Source organism: Mariniflexile sp., assembly GCF_041583155.1.
Lineage (GTDB): Bacteria > Bacteroidota > Bacteroidia > Flavobacteriales > Flavobacteriaceae > Mariniflexile.
Window position 1 is genome coordinate 160,105 of sequence record NZ_JBFHGK010000001.1, and the last position, 14,530, is coordinate 174,634.

The 14,530-nt window shown below is 34.5% G+C and carries 11 protein-coding genes; 6 read left to right on the forward strand and 5 right to left on the reverse strand.

Annotated elements, in window-relative coordinates; all coding sequences use genetic code 11:
- The first annotated feature begins 21 nt into the window (after positions 1-21).
- Genes ABYI63_RS00650 through ABYI63_RS00660 form a run of 3 tightly spaced genes read left to right on the forward strand, consistent with a single transcriptional unit; the run spans position 22 to position 2,329 of the window.
- Entirely contained in the window at positions 22-810 is a 789-nt protein-coding gene (locus ABYI63_RS00650; protein WP_372752347.1) for a hypothetical protein, read from the forward strand.
- Between the two features lie 3 nt (positions 811-813).
- Entirely contained in the window at positions 814-1,428 is a 615-nt protein-coding gene (locus ABYI63_RS00655) for a deoxynucleoside kinase (RefSeq protein ID WP_372752349.1), read from the forward strand.
- A gap of 49 nt (positions 1,429-1,477) precedes the next feature.
- Complete coding sequence (locus ABYI63_RS00660; protein WP_372752351.1) at positions 1,478-2,329, forward strand: phosphatase PAP2 family protein; 852 nt, start codon at positions 1,478-1,480, stop codon at positions 2,327-2,329.
- 40 nt (positions 2,330-2,369) lie between these two features.
- Here ABYI63_RS00660 and ABYI63_RS00665 read toward each other — a convergent pair whose 3' ends face one another.
- The 3 genes from ABYI63_RS00665 to ABYI63_RS00675 form a co-directional block, all read right to left on the reverse strand.
- Positions 2,370-4,865: a chondroitinase-B domain-containing protein gene (locus ABYI63_RS00665; protein ID WP_372752353.1), complete on the reverse strand. Its 2,496-nt coding sequence runs from the start codon at positions 4,863-4,865 to the stop codon at positions 2,370-2,372.
- A gap of 144 nt (positions 4,866-5,009) precedes the next feature.
- Positions 5,010-7,385, reverse strand: coding sequence for a sodium-translocating pyrophosphatase (locus ABYI63_RS00670; RefSeq protein WP_372752355.1), 2,376 nt, complete (start codon positions 7,383-7,385; stop codon positions 5,010-5,012).
- A gap of 132 nt (positions 7,386-7,517) precedes the next feature.
- On the reverse strand, positions 7,518-8,045 hold the full coding sequence (locus ABYI63_RS00675) for an inorganic diphosphatase (protein ID WP_372752357.1): 528 nt from the start codon (positions 8,043-8,045) through the stop codon (positions 7,518-7,520).
- A gap of 486 nt (positions 8,046-8,531) precedes the next feature.
- Here ABYI63_RS00675 and ABYI63_RS00680 point away from each other — a divergent pair, with 486 nt between their 5' ends.
- Entirely contained in the window at positions 8,532-8,864 is a 333-nt protein-coding gene (locus ABYI63_RS00680; RefSeq protein ID WP_372752359.1) for a PID-CTERM protein-sorting domain-containing protein, read from the forward strand.
- Between the two features lie 117 nt (positions 8,865-8,981).
- On the opposite strand, the gene ABYI63_RS00685 is transcribed toward ABYI63_RS00680, so the two are convergent.
- Together ABYI63_RS00685 and ABYI63_RS00690 are read right to left on the reverse strand one after the other, a co-directional pair.
- Positions 8,982-11,474, reverse strand: coding sequence for a DUF5686 family protein (locus tag ABYI63_RS00685; RefSeq protein WP_372752361.1), 2,493 nt, complete (start codon positions 11,472-11,474; stop codon positions 8,982-8,984).
- A gap of 63 nt (positions 11,475-11,537) precedes the next feature.
- A complete protein-coding gene (locus ABYI63_RS00690; RefSeq protein ID WP_372752363.1) occupies positions 11,538-12,515 on the reverse strand; it encodes a pyruvate dehydrogenase complex E1 component subunit beta in 978 nt (325 codons plus the stop codon).
- Between the two features lie 160 nt (positions 12,516-12,675).
- Between ABYI63_RS00690 and ABYI63_RS00695 the strand changes: the two genes are divergently transcribed.
- Entirely contained in the window at positions 12,676-13,422 is a 747-nt protein-coding gene (locus tag ABYI63_RS00695; RefSeq protein WP_372752365.1) for an electron transfer flavoprotein beta subunit/FixA family protein, read from the forward strand.
- Positions 13,423-13,506: 84 nt separating this feature from the next.
- On the forward strand, positions 13,507-14,466 hold the full coding sequence (locus tag ABYI63_RS00700; protein ID WP_372752367.1) for an electron transfer flavoprotein subunit alpha/FixB family protein: 960 nt from the start codon (positions 13,507-13,509) through the stop codon (positions 14,464-14,466).
- Positions 14,467-14,530: the final 64 nt, after the last annotated feature.

Genomic DNA, 14,530 nt, shown 5'->3' on the forward strand with positions numbered 1-14,530 from the left:
ATTCGTACTTTTCGCTTCATTATGAAATACCATCTATACTTACTTTGTGTTTTTACACTACCTATCGCTTCTCAAGACATTATTAAAACAACTTTGAAAGAAAACAAAGAATTGTTTGCAGACGCATTTGTAAGCACAAACAATTTTGACACCACCTTTTATATTTTAGAAAACGTACTTTTTAAAAATAGCGTAGATACCAAAGGTATTGATATTGGTTATAGCAACTTTCAATTAGGAGCTATTACATCGGTAAACACCTTCAACCCTTTAAAAATTAATATCTTTTACAAGGATTTTAATACCGCTTTAATTCTAGATAACCGGTTAGCTGAAATGTTTAAAATAGATTTCAGTACTCTTCCGGAGTATAAAAACATATCTCATATTTCAACAGGTTCCGATAATACACTTTGGATTTTCAATGAAAACACACAACAATTAGAGCTTTTTGATTATAAGACCAACACCACACGTGCCAAAACTTTGCCCATTCAAAGTCCTGTTCTGGATGTAAAAAGTAATTATAATTATTGTTGGGTCTTAACCAAAACCCATTTATATAAGTATGATTATTTTGGAAATTTGATGATAAAAACTAAAAATGATGCCTTTGAAAGCATTGCCATAGATAACGAAGATGTTATTTTAAAAAAAGGTAACACCCTGAGCTACTTGAAGAAAAACACGGAATCCATACTTCCAATTTCATTGCCAAATTTGTTAATAAATCAGTTTTCTGTAGCTAACCAAACGTTGTATCTTTACGCCGCAGAAACTCTATATAAATACCAATTAAAAATCAATTAACTTATGCATATTGCAATTGCTGGAAATATTGGCGCCGGAAAAACAACACTTACAAAATTACTAGCGAAACATTATAAGTGGGAGCCGCAACTAGAAGATGTTGTGGACAACCCGTATTTGGATGATTTTTACAACCAAATGGAACGTTGGAGTTTTAATTTACAAGTCTATTTTTTAAATAGTAGATTTCGTCAGGTTTTGCAAATTCGCGAAAGTGGAAAAGACATCATTCAGGATCGAACCATTTACGAAGATGCTCATATTTTCGCACCCAATTTACATGCCATGGGTTTAATGACGAATCGCGATTATGAAAACTATAAATCTTTGTTCGATTTAATGGAATCCCTGGTGCAAGGTCCGGATGTGATGATTTATTTAAGAAGTACCATTCCAAATTTGGTGTCGCAAATTCACAAACGTGGGCGCGATTATGAAAACACAATAAGCATTGATTATTTAAGCCGATTGAATGAGCGCTATGAAGCTTGGATTCATGGTTACAACAAGGGGAAATTATTAATTATAGATGTTGATAAATTAGATTTTGTAGACAAACCAGAAGATTTAGGTTTCGTTATTAATACCATTGATGCAGAAATTAATGGTCTATTTTAGTTTGAGAGACTAAAAAACAAAACATTTTCATTCTTTAAAACCACTTTAATTGAAAGCAAGACAACTCTTTATTTGCCTCATATACTCTATTGTTTTCACATATGCAGGCAATGTATTTGCGCAAGATAGTATTGACACTGTTGCAACAAAAAACAGAGTTTGGAAGCAGCTTGCATATGATGGTAAATTCACCTTAAAAAGTATAGGCAACGGGTTTACCCAACCGCTTCGCTGGCAAAAGGATGATTTTATTACCGCTGGAGGTATTGTTGCTGGTTCAGGTATTTTATACCTTTCTGATAATGAAGCACGCACGTTTTTTAAAAATCAAAACGATGATGTGCCACAGTTTTTTAAAGAATTTGGATGGTATTTTGGTAGTCCGCAAAACTTCTTTATGGTTTCAGCAGGCGTATATGGTTTTGGACTTATTACAGACAATGAAAAAGTAAGACATGCAGGTGTACTAATTATTGCGTCGGCAGCAACATCTGGCATTATACAATCTATTACCAAAACAGCAGCGGGACGTGCCCGTCCAATGACAGGTGATCGTAATGATTTTAAACCTTTTGAAGGAACCGCTGGCTATCATTCATTTCCTTCTGGTCATTCTATTCTTTCGTTTTCAATGGCACATGCTATTGCCAAACAGTTTGATAGTTTTTGGGCGAAGGCGGGAATTTATGCTGTTGGCTCCATTGCACCTCTTAGCAGATTGTGGGCAGAACAACATTGGTTAAGCGATGTTGGCCTAGGTATGGCCATTAGTGTTGTGGTGGTTGACGGTGTTGATAATTTTATGAAAAAGAACAATGCCTACAACTATAAAAAACCGAAACAAATAAGCTGGCAATTCAAAGCTGGATACGGCACTTTAGGTTTGGTAGGAACCTTTTAAAAAAGCACCACATATCCTTGTAGGAATTCAAAAGAAATAATTAGTTAACAACAAAGCGACTAATCGTAGTATCTGTTTTCAAAAAATAAACCCCACTAGTTAGATGACTAACATCTAATTTAGCTGTAGTTGATTCAATTTTTTGAAAAAATAATACTTTACCCAAAACGTCAAATATTTTAACGCTACCAATACTAGCGGTTTTGGAATTCAAATTTAGATACCCATCCTTCACGGGAACTGGGTACAATATTAATTTGTTTTCTTTTAAAACGGCATCATAATTATTTAATATAGAACACGTGTTTTCTCCATAAATTTCTACCTCTTGATAACTATTCCAGCCACTTGGAGAAGAATTTCCATAGCCCAAAATTCTAACATATTGCACCGTTGGGTTTGATATTAATGGGAAATTTTGAAAACCAGCTGCCAAAGAACTTGTTACAATTCCTGTTGCATCAGTAAAATTAACCCCATCAATTGAAGTTGCTATTTTAAAGGAAGATGTTCTTGTATCTCCGTTAAGAAAATAAATTTTTACACTGCTAATTATTTTAGGACATTGTAAATTATAGGTTAAATAAGCAGACCCTGTATAAGATTCACCGGACCACCTAGTACTTGTATTAGAGTCAAGCGTATTTTCAGGAATATTAATACCGCCCGTCTGAGTTCCAACACCAGTTACAGTAAGTCCTGTAATTTTTTCAGCATTGCTAGGAATAAAAACTCCGTTTGACTGATTCACAATAAGTGTGGAACTTTCTCCTCCACCATTTTGGGAAACTGTAATAGTAGCAGATCTATTCACACCCGTTGAATTCTCTAAAACAGTTACTGTAACAGTGCTACCATTACTACCACTAATCGGATTAATGCTTATCCAGGAAGCTTCTTCTGAAATATTCCAATCTACATTTGAACTAATATCAAAACTTGAGCTATTTTCAGTTTTATTAAACTCCAGTGCATTCGTAGACAATGAAATATATGGCGAAGGGGACGATAGAAACCCTATTTTTACATTGACATCTTCCTCTTTATAAGGGAAATTTGTTCCATTTCCTCCATATTCTTCAGCACCCGCATCAAAAAATGTTGTTGGCCTTGAACTACCTAAAACATCTTCCGTTAAAAAGTTATAAGTACCAGCACCATAATTTATAGCCGAACTTCCAGATGGTAATCTGTAAAAGTCAGCCCCCGAAACTAACAATCCAGATTCAACGTTTATATTGCCTGTTGCTGATACAGTTCCAAAAGAATCCCAAATACCTGTTTGTTTTATGTTATTTTCATACTTTGAGTCTCCCGTTAACTGGGTAACAACTTGTAATGCCCGGTTTGAACTTGCGTTTGTAATTACCTCATCTAGAAATATAATATTATTGCCTATAATAACATTATTTGGAGCCACGTTTTGTGTATTAGAGTCAAATGTAGTCCCAACGCGTATTCCATAATCACAGTTTACCAAGGTATTATTCACAATAATTGCATCAATAACTGGTAAATATCCATTTAATACACCATCTGATTTACCGTTGGCAATATTAATACCTCCAGTACCATTCGATGAAGAACCATCTTCCTTTCTAGATCTGATACCTTCAATATAATTATTGTAAACTTTATGACCTTCACCCATTACTCGGACACCTCCCGACATTGGGTAATTATTTGCTAAAAAGTAATTATCAAACACATCACAATTGTTGCCATGTCTTAACGTTAGGGCTCCACTATAATCTCTAAACGTATTGTTATAATACTTGTTTTTTCCGCTTTTATTGGAAATAACTTCTATCTCACCACTCCATTTATAGAAAAAATTATTATAAACCTCTGTATACGAATCCGATAAGGATGTTGCACTATTTCCTATTCTAATAGCATCTTGATCATTTAAGGCATTTAAGTCGCCCACAGGTGTTCTTTCCGCAAAGTAGTTATGATGAATTTTTGTGTAATTGGCCTTCGCATTATCGCGATTATCATTTATGATGCTCCCAACTCCATTTTTACCAATGAAGGAACTATGACTTATTTCGTTATACTGTCCGTATATAATTATCCATTTAAAAGTATCCGTCGCTTGCGAAGCTGTACCATTAAAACTATCGATTTTTATGTTAGTTACTTTGCAATTATTACATTCATTATTACTCGCATCTCTAAATTCGATAATAGGTTCTATGGTTGTTTTGCTACCTCCTGAAACAGAAACTAAATTTGAAGGGTTCTTAAAAACAAAACCCTCAAAAATGATAAAATTTCCACCTAAACTAATTTGAGGAGCACCTTGAAGGAAAACCTGACCTGGATTTTGAGCTTTTATTGTAATTGGGTTTGCAGCGGCACCTGTTTTATTAATACTGATAATCGTGTTATTCCAAATACCATTAGCCAAAATAATCGTTGTTCCAGCAGTTGCATTTGAAATAGCACTTTGCAGTTCGGTATTATTACTAACCACCTGTGATTGTGCAACAAAAACAAACATTATTAGGATAAGAAGTATTCGGTTTTTCATCAGCTTACTTTACTATATTGGATAACCAAACTGGTTAACCAATTCCAAATATAATAACTTTAACTTGAAAACAAAGTGAAATTTGCGGTAAAATAAAAAACACGCTAAAAAGCGTGTTTAAAATGTCGACAAAAGGGAGTTTCTTTAGTGAACTTTGGTCTTTTCTGTCTTTTTATCCTTTAGTGAAGCAATTTTTTCCTTAACGTCGGCCTCCGCTCCTTGAAAGGTTTCATAACTTGTAGATTTCACCCCGTTATTGTTAATAATAGTAGTAACTACTGCTTTAACCGTGCCATCATCATTTTTATGCATATCTACCTTTACTTCCTTAAAAATCTCTATTTTTTCGGGAGCACTTTCAGAAACATATGCGTTAACAATCTCCGAATTTAAAGCAATACTTGGTGCAATAACCAATGCCACTACACTCATTAATTTTAACAAAATATTTAAGGAAGGTCCAGACGTGTCTTTAAATGGATCTCCAACAGTATCACCTACAACTGCAGCTTTATGTGCATCAGTTCCCTTTTTCCCCTGTTCCTCAATAGTTTTTTTAGCATTATCCCAAGCACCTCCTGCATTCGATTGGAAGATAGCCATAAGCACTCCACATGTTGTTACACCTGCTAATAGACCTCCTAACATTTCTGCTCCTCCAATAAAACCTACTGAAACAGGAACTATTATAGCTAAAACACCTGGAAGTACCATCTCCTTTATAGAAGCTTTTGTTGAGATAGCCACACATTTGTCGTATTCCGCAAAACCATCAGCCGCATCAAAAATAGCTCTATCTTCTTTGGTAGCTTTACTCATATCAGAATCATATTTTCTCATCACAGCTAAAGCAGCCTTTAACTGAGGAATATCTCTAAATTGTCTACGCACCTCTTCAATCATAGCCATTGCAGCACGTCCAACCGCATTCATTGATAAAGCAGAAAACACAAATGGCAACATGCCTCCTACTAACAGGCCTGCCATGATATCTGGTTTTGAAACATCAATAGAAATTACATTCGCAGTTTCCATAAATGCTGCAAATAATGCCAAAGCCGTTAAAGCGGCTGATGCAATAGCAAAACCTTTACCGATAGCTGCAGTTGTATTACCCACAGCGTCTAGTTTATCGGTACGTTCTCTAACTTCTTTTGGTAATTCTGCCATTTCTGCAATACCACCAGCATTATCTGAAATTGGACCATATGCATCAACAGCTAATTGAATACCTGTATTTGCTAACATACCTACGGCTGCAATTGCAATCCCGTATAAACCAGCAAAATAATGCGATACCAAGATTGCTGCTGCAATAAGAATGATAGGGATCATGGTAGACATCATACCAACACCTAATCCGGCAATAATGTTTGTTGCAGCTCCCGTTTCCGATTGATTGACTATAGAATTTACAGGCCCTTTACCCGTACCTGTATAATATTCAGTTACTTTACCAACAGCCAAACCTGCTGTTAATCCCGCTATAGTTGCCCAAAAAACACCAATAGCTGAATATTCCACACCTTTAAAGCTATAAGTCTCTGGAATAAAATAAGTTATAATAAAATAAGAAGCTATAACCATTAATCCGGCCGAACCAAATTCGCCAATATTCAAGGCTGTTTGTGGATTACCACCATCTTTAACCCTAACAAAAAAAGTCCCAACGATTGACATGATAATTCCAACCGCAGCTAGTACTAGAGGCAAATAAACAGCACCCATACCACCAGCTACATCTGGGGTTATTATTAATGCTCCTAAAATCATAGTACCAATAATTGAACCTACATACGATTCAAATAAATCTGCACCCATACCAGCAACGTCTCCAACGTTGTCGCCAACATTATCAGCTATAGTTGCAGGATTTAGTGGGTGATCCTCTGGAATACCTGCTTCAACCTTTCCTACTAAATCAGCACCCACATCGGCAGCCTTGGTATAAATACCTCCACCTACACGTGCAAATAATGCAATGGATGAAGCTCCTAACGAAAACCCAGAAAGTACATTAAGCACTAACGTAACATTTTCTTCGCCCGGCCATATTTCCTGATAAATAGCAAATAGACCACTTAAACCCAAAACACCAAGACCTACCACACCAAGTCCCATAACAGCTCCACCAGCAAAGGCAACTTCTAAGGCCTTTCCTAGAGAAGTTCTGGCTGCTTGTGTTGTTCGTACATTTGCTTTAGTTGCCACCTTCATTCCTATAAATCCAGCTAGTGCAGAACAAATAGCTCCAACTATAAAAGAAATGGCAACCATACCATGTGAGCCTGCTTCTGCAGTGCCTTTAAAATATAATAAAATGGCGACGGCAACCACGAAAATTGAAAGAATTTTATATTCTGCTTTAAGAAACGCCATGGCGCCATCGGTAATGTTTTTAGCAATTCGTATCATCTTTTCCGTGCCCTGATCCTGTTTGTTCACCCAGGAACTTTTGACAAATACAAATGCCAATGCTAAAACCCCAAAAAGAGGCAAATAATTCACTATTAAGTCCATATTAAGTCAGTTAGTTTATATTGGTTAATTGATTTATTAAAGGACTAAAAATAGGAAAATATAAGTGATAAAAAAAGCCACCTTTAATTAAAGATGGCTCATTTATTCTAATTAAAAATAAGGATTCTACAATTAAATTGTAAAGGTTCTTTTTTTCTTGTGATCGCTTTCATCGTATCGTTTAACACATTCATGATAAATCTTAATAGCATCCTGGGCATTTCCCCAACCACCTACATCAACTTTCTTTTCTTCCAAATCTTTATATACTTGGAAAAAGTGTTCAATTTCTTTTAAACGATGCGGATTCAATTCTGAAATATCATCACGATTACTCCAAACCGGATCGGATACTGGAACACAAATGATTTTCTCATCTGGTCCTTTTTCATCAGTCATATAAAAAACACCTATTGGTTTAACTTCCATCACCACCATAGGGAATGTTGGTTCTATCCCTAATACAAGTACGTCCAATGGATCTTTATCTAGTGCTAATGTTTCAGGTATAAAACCATAATCACCAGGATACATCATAGATGAAAACAAGGTACGATCAAAACGAATTTTATGTAATGTAAAATCGTACTCGTATTTATTTCTACTGCCTTTAGGTATTTCAATTAATACGTCAAATGTTAGTGGGGTATTTTCGCTCATATTATTTTCTTATTTAGATAGACAAATATACTGAACGCATTAGCGTTGACCAATAAAAACAACATGTTTTATATTATTAAATTATTACTTTTAAAGCTAAGGATTAATAGTTATGACATTCTTCAAAAAACCTTTAATGATTCTGAATTTTTTATGGATTGAAAACAATTTCAAAAATTAAATAACCATTTTGGTTTTCATAGAACAATGGATTAATCACAAATTTGATTCAACAAATTCATTAAGGTAAAAATGGGAATTGACCATTTAGAAAAAGCACCTATCGTTTTCACTTTATAAAAACATAAGCTATAATAAAAACCAAAGGTTACCTAACCAAAAAAAACACAACCATCTTATTTCCAGCGATTTTACCACACAGGCAGGTAAAAGTAATAATTATACTTTTCATCGAATATAAAAAATAATAAGTCAATCCTTTGCTAAATTTGATTAAATTAAATAAGACAAAAACTCATAATTTCAATGAAAAAAATTAGCTTTAAAGCCATAGCTATATTTATAGCTATTTTAAGTTTCACATTTCATTCTTATGCTAGCCCAAATAACGGGAATGGGAATAGAAATGGGAATAATGGCAACAATGGAGGTGGCACATCGAACAACCATGGGCAGCACAATAGCAACAGCGGTTATACCCAGACAAACGGTAACTCCACTAACAACAATGGAAATGGTTCCAACAAAAAAAGGAACAATGACTCTATACCATTAGATGGAGGACTATCCATTTTATTGGCAGGGGCAGCTGCATTTGGTGTAAAAAAATTACGAGACAGTAAAAAGGAAAAAAAATAACAACCTTCTTACTTTACAAAACCAACTTTTAGAGGACACTTTTTAGTGTCCTTTTTTATGAATAATACCAGTGATTAAAAAAAATGATTATTAACCTCCCTTTTGATTAAGTAAAATTTAAAAGTGAAAACCAAAAGCTCCTGTAATACCAAATTTACGAGCATTAGGATTTTCAATTTCATCTAAATAATTTCCTCTAAAATTAAAGTCAATTCTAAATACTTTAAAAATATTTCCAACACCTAAACTGTATTCATAGTACATTTTTTCATCTGGAGCTCTATAAATTAATCCCGAGGCATTCAAATCCTTATTTTCCTGTGATACTTCCCCCCAAACACCACGAATACTTACAATTTCTCGAAGATTTAGTTTTCTTAAAAAAGGAATTCTAGAGAAAAATCGGCCATTAAAATTATGCTCTAACTGTAAAGATGTATAGGTATCCGAAACAAATTCATAAAAATCTAACTGAGAAAATGTATTATAAATTGAAAAATAAGATTGATTACCGGGAATTACACTAAGCAATCCCAACGGCACTTCTCCAAAAGTTTTTCCGGCCTCTATAGTTGTTGTTAACCTACCAAAGCCGCCTACATGCCAAGGTTGAATGTAGGACAATTGCACTTTAGTATAGTCAAAATCACTATTAAACATTGATTTATCTCCTCGGCTAACCTGAGCAAATATACTGGCATAATCATCATTCGCATTCAAGCGCTCTACGCCAAAGCCTGTCATTTTTCGTTTTGGGAAATAAGAAACAGAGAAAGCAGTTTCATATTGTTTTACTTCCGATTCAATACCTGAATCTGTATAATAATCTAAGCTAAAAGTTGGTGAAGCAGATTCCAAGGTTCGGTAATTGGCGCCTAACCTAAAAACGACATTTCTCCATGGTTCTAGCTCAACGGCGACACTGGTTAAGTTTATAGAAGTTAATTTATCATTTGTCCCAGTTCCAATTACAGCCGAAGAAGCTAAACTTCTACCCAATACATCGGTACTGGTTGTTAAACTTGCTCCTATTTGCTCCACATCACGTCTATTTCCTCCAGAAATTATTAAGCGTCTTCTTTTATCCAATAACCATTTCCCTGAAATACCATATTTAAACTTATCATCATTAAAACCATAGGCTGTGAATCCCTCTAATCGCCAAAGATCATTTCTTCCAAAATAAGTTCTGCCTCCGGCGCGTAAACGCAAACCTTCTACCTCATTAAAACCAAAGGTTGAAAAAATAGGACCATAATCTAATGGAAGTTCGTTAAATTCGATATAGCCGGAAGCCAAAATACTTCCTAAATTATATAGTCTTTTAAACTTCTTAACTGTTTTTAAGGTGTCTAACATTTTATAAACACCTGTTTCATCCTTATTTAATTCCTCTAACCTGTTTTGAGACCAAAAGGCATCATCTCTATCATACACATCCTGATCGTAATTATAAACTTCTTCCTCGTAAAACTTCTTGTTTTTTTCAATATCAAACTTATAATTATCGTATAATGTGGTTCGCTTTCCATAAACACCTCTCGATTTTTCTTTCTTGTTAAAAGCAAAATCACTCATCATATAATCGCGTTTTACTAAGAAAATAGAATCATTTACAACATCAAACTCTTGTTCTATATAAATATCTTTTACCCAGTTGATGTTTGCACTTTTTGATGCCTGAAGATTGATTTCCTTTATGGCATAGGTGGAATCTGCAACCCAAAAATCGCCTTTAAATGTCAATTCATTCTTTCTACGTGGATAATAAATAATATTATAACACCACTTATTACCAATAAATGCACTGTCTTTTAACACATAATTGTAAGTACCAATACCTGTTCTTGACAACGGACTCACAAAACTTTTATCAAAAAACTTTAGATAGTTATCGTAGATATCGTAATCCGAATACAAATCATCCACAAAATCTATAATAACCTGATTATCACTAAATCCAGAATTCTTGTTTCCTTTTAAAACCTCCTTTTCTTTTTTAATAAGATTATCTCCATAAACGGTAGACACTGCTTCATTAATAAATATAGGTAAATATGTTTTTCCTGTTACGCTAGAGGTATCAACTTCATCAAAAACAAATTCCATACCCCTAAAAAGTTTGCTATTTATAAGGGCGCTATCAATGGTATTTATATCGAATTCAACCTTTTCATATTTATTGTATTCGTATTGCTTGTAGTGTTTTAGACCATTTTTACGGCGATGCTCCCATATTTTACGCAATAAATCTATGGCAGGGTTGTTCTTTTTTGATTGCTTTCCAGCCACAATAAATACCTGATTTAATTGAGCTGCTTCTTCTTTTAGAATAAGCTTCAAATCATAATTTATTTTCTTAACCAATGGAACATTCAAGGTTTCATAACCCAAAAAAGAAACCGTTAGAGACGTCCAAGTTTGAGAAGATTCTAAATAAAATTTTCCATTTTCATCGGTAATTGTACCATGAGTGGAACCTTTAAGAATAACGTTAGCAAATGAAACAGGCTGATTATCTTCATCAAACACATATCCACTAACCTTAGTTTGTGCGAATGCGGAAAAAACTCCGAAGAAGAAAAATGTGAGTAGTAGTTTTGGGTTCATAATAAAAAAAACTTCATTAGCAATTTATGCCAATGAAGTTTATATAACGTAAAAAAATTAATTTTATTTATACAATACTTTTTTAACAGCTTTAATAACTTCTCCGCTGTTAGGCAACCATTCCTCCATTAACACAGGAGAATAGGCTGCAGGTGTATCTGCTGTATTGATTCTAACTACAGGGGCATCTAAATAATCAAATGCTTCAGATTGAACAATATATGTTATTTCAGTTGACACGTTTCCAAAAGGCCATGCTTCTTCTAAAACTACCAATCTATTTGTTTTCTTTACAGATTTCAAAACAGTTTCCTTATCTAAAGGACGTACTGTACGTAAATCGATAATTTCACAAGAAATACCTTCTTTAGCAAGTTCATCAGCAGCGATATATGCTTCTTTTATTATTTTCCCAAAAGACACAATTGTTACATCGGTTCCTTCACGCTTAACATCTGCAATCCCTAAAGGAATGATGTACTCGCCTTCTGGAACTTCTCCTTTATCGCCATACATTTGCTCACTTTCCATAAAAATAACTGGATCGTCATCACGAATTGCAGCTTTTAACAACCCTTTTGCATCATATGGATTTGAAGGTACTACCACCTTTAAACCTGGAGTATTAGCGAACCAGCTTTCAAAGGCCTGTGAGTGTGTTGCACCTAATTGCCCTGCAGAAGCTGTAGGACCACGGAATACAATCGGACATTTAAATTGTCCACCAGACATTTGTCTGATTTTTGCAGCATTATTAATAATTTGGTCAATTCCAACAAGAGAAAAGTTAAAAGTCATATACTCGACTATCGGTCTATTTCCTGTCATGGTCGAACCTACTGCTATACCAGCAAAACCAAGTTCTGCAATTGGGGTATCAATAACACGTTTTGGACCAAATTCATCTAACATTCCTTTTGATGCTTTATAAGCACCATTATACTCTGCTACTTCTTCGCCCATTAAGTAAATGCTCTCATCTCTGCGCATTTCCTCACTCATAGCTTCGCAAATAGCTTCTCTAAATTGAATTGTCTTCATCAAATATATTTTAATTTCGAAAGACAAAAATAACAATAAATGGATTACCTTTTAAAAAGAATTATTTAAATTTTACTATGCATGCATAAAAAATATTACGAATAAAATAATTAACTTCGTAGCCTAAATTAGATTTCACATATTTAACACCATAATTATTATGAAAATATTAGTGTGCATTAGTCATGTTCCAGACACCACATCTAAAATTAATTTTACAGAAGGCGACTCCAAATTTGACACTAATGGTGTACAATTTGTTATCAATCCAAATGATGAATTTGGATTAACGCGCGCTATGTGGTTTAAAGAAAAACAAGCTGCAAACGTAACTGTTGTTAATGTTGGCGGTGCCGAAACAGAACCTACCTTACGAAAAGCATTAGCTATTGGTGCTGATGCCGCTATACGTATAAACACAATGCCTAACGATGGTTTTTCGGTTGCGAAACAGTTAGCCAATGTAGTTAAAGATGGGGGTTATGATTTGGTAATTGCTGGTAGAGAGTCTATAGATTATAACGGCGGTATGGTTCCTGGGATGATTGCAGGATTAACAAATGCAAACTTTGTAAATAATTGCATTGGTTTAGAAATTGATGGCACTACAGTAAAAGCTGTAAGAGAAATTGACGGCGGAAAAGAAACCGTTTCAACAACACTTCCTTTAGTTATTGGCGGACAAAAAGGCTTGGTTGAAGAAAGCGAATTACGCATACCAAATATGCGTGGTATTATGATGGCGCGCCAAAAACCATTGACCGTAGTGGAACCAATTGAGGCAAATACAGAAACTTCATCAGTTAAATTTGAAAAACCTGCACCAAAAGGAGCGGTAAAATTGGTGTCTCCAGATAATTTGGACGAGTTAATAAGCTTACTTCATAATGAAGCTAAAGTTATTTAAAAACTAAATTCCAACTCATTAAATTCCAATATCCAAAATTAAAATGTTGGGATTTGATGCTTGAAATTTTAAATATTAAAAATTATGTCAGTTTTAGTATATACAGAATCAGAAAAAGGAAAATTTAAAAAAGCTGCTTTCGAAGTAGCTTCGTATGCCAAAGCAGTTGCCGACCAATTAGGCACAACTGTTACAGCTATTGCTATCAATGTAAGCGATATTTCTGAATTAGGAAACTATGGTGTAGACAAGGTTCTAAAAGTTTCAAATACAACTTTAGAAAGCTTTAACGCTAGCGGATATGCAGAAGCAATAAAACAAGCTGCTCAGAAAGAAGAAACCAAAGTAGTTATATTAAGTTCTAGCACAAACAGTAAATACTTAGCGCCATTATTGGCAGTTGGTTTAAATGCAGGATATGCTTCTAACGTTATTGCAGCACCTTCTAACATTTCCCCATTTACGGTTAAACGTACAGCTTTTACAAATAAAGCCTTTGAAACGTTATCGATAAACACCGATGTGAAAATTGTTGGTTTATCAAATAACGCATTTGGTTTGATTGAAAAAAGCGGTAACGCTACGGAAGAAGATTTTTCTCCTTCCATTTCAGAATTAAATGTGACTGTAGAATCGGTAGACAAAGCTTCAAATAAAGTAAGTATTGCTGATGCCGAAATAGTAGTTTCTGGTGGACGTGGACTAAAAGGACCTGAGAACTGGGGCATTATTGAAGAATTGGCATCTGTTTTAGGCGCTGCTACAGCTTGTTCTAAACCTGTGTCCGATTTAGGCTGGAGACCTCACGGTGAACACGTAGGGCAAACAGGAAAACCAGTTGCATCCAATCTATATATTGCCATTGGCATTTCAGGAGCAATTCAGCATTTAGCTGGAATTAATGCCTCAAAAGTAAAAGTTGTAATTAATACCGACCCAGAAGCTCCGTTTTTTAAAGCCGCAGATTATGGTGTTGTTGGCGATGCATTTGTAGTCGTACCACAACTTATTGAAAAATTAAAAGCCTTTAAGGCCCAACAATAAATATTTTTTTATAAATTGTATTGTTATTAGAACTGCCTAAATTAGCATTATATTCTTAAATCTG

Excerpts from the sequence above, each read along its gene's own strand:
- ABYI63_RS00650 (WP_372752347.1), top strand. The coding sequence starts at position 22 with ATGAAATACCATCTATACTTACTTTGTGTTTTTACACTACCTATCGCT.
- ABYI63_RS00655 (WP_372752349.1), top strand. The coding sequence starts at position 814 with ATGCATATTGCAATTGCTGGAAATATTGGCGCCGGAAAAACAACACTT.
- ABYI63_RS00665 (WP_372752353.1), bottom strand. The coding sequence starts at position 4,865 with ATGAAAAACCGAATACTTCTTATCCTAATAATGTTTGTTTTTGTTGCA.
- ABYI63_RS00670 (WP_372752355.1), bottom strand. The coding sequence starts at position 7,385 with ATGGACTTAATAGTGAATTATTTGCCTCTTTTTGGGGTTTTAGCATTG.
- ABYI63_RS00675 (WP_372752357.1), bottom strand. The coding sequence starts at position 8,045 with ATGAGCGAAAATACCCCACTAACATTTGACGTATTAATTGAAATACCT.
- ABYI63_RS00680 (WP_372752359.1), top strand. The coding sequence starts at position 8,532 with ATGAAAAAAATTAGCTTTAAAGCCATAGCTATATTTATAGCTATTTTA.
- ABYI63_RS00685 (WP_372752361.1), bottom strand. The coding sequence starts at position 11,474 with ATGAACCCAAAACTACTACTCACATTTTTCTTCTTCGGAGTTTTTTCC.
- ABYI63_RS00690 (WP_372752363.1), bottom strand. The coding sequence starts at position 12,515 with ATGAAGACAATTCAATTTAGAGAAGCTATTTGCGAAGCTATGAGTGAG.
- ABYI63_RS00695 (WP_372752365.1), top strand. The coding sequence starts at position 12,676 with ATGAAAATATTAGTGTGCATTAGTCATGTTCCAGACACCACATCTAAA.
- ABYI63_RS00700 (WP_372752367.1), top strand. The coding sequence starts at position 13,507 with ATGTCAGTTTTAGTATATACAGAATCAGAAAAAGGAAAATTTAAAAAA.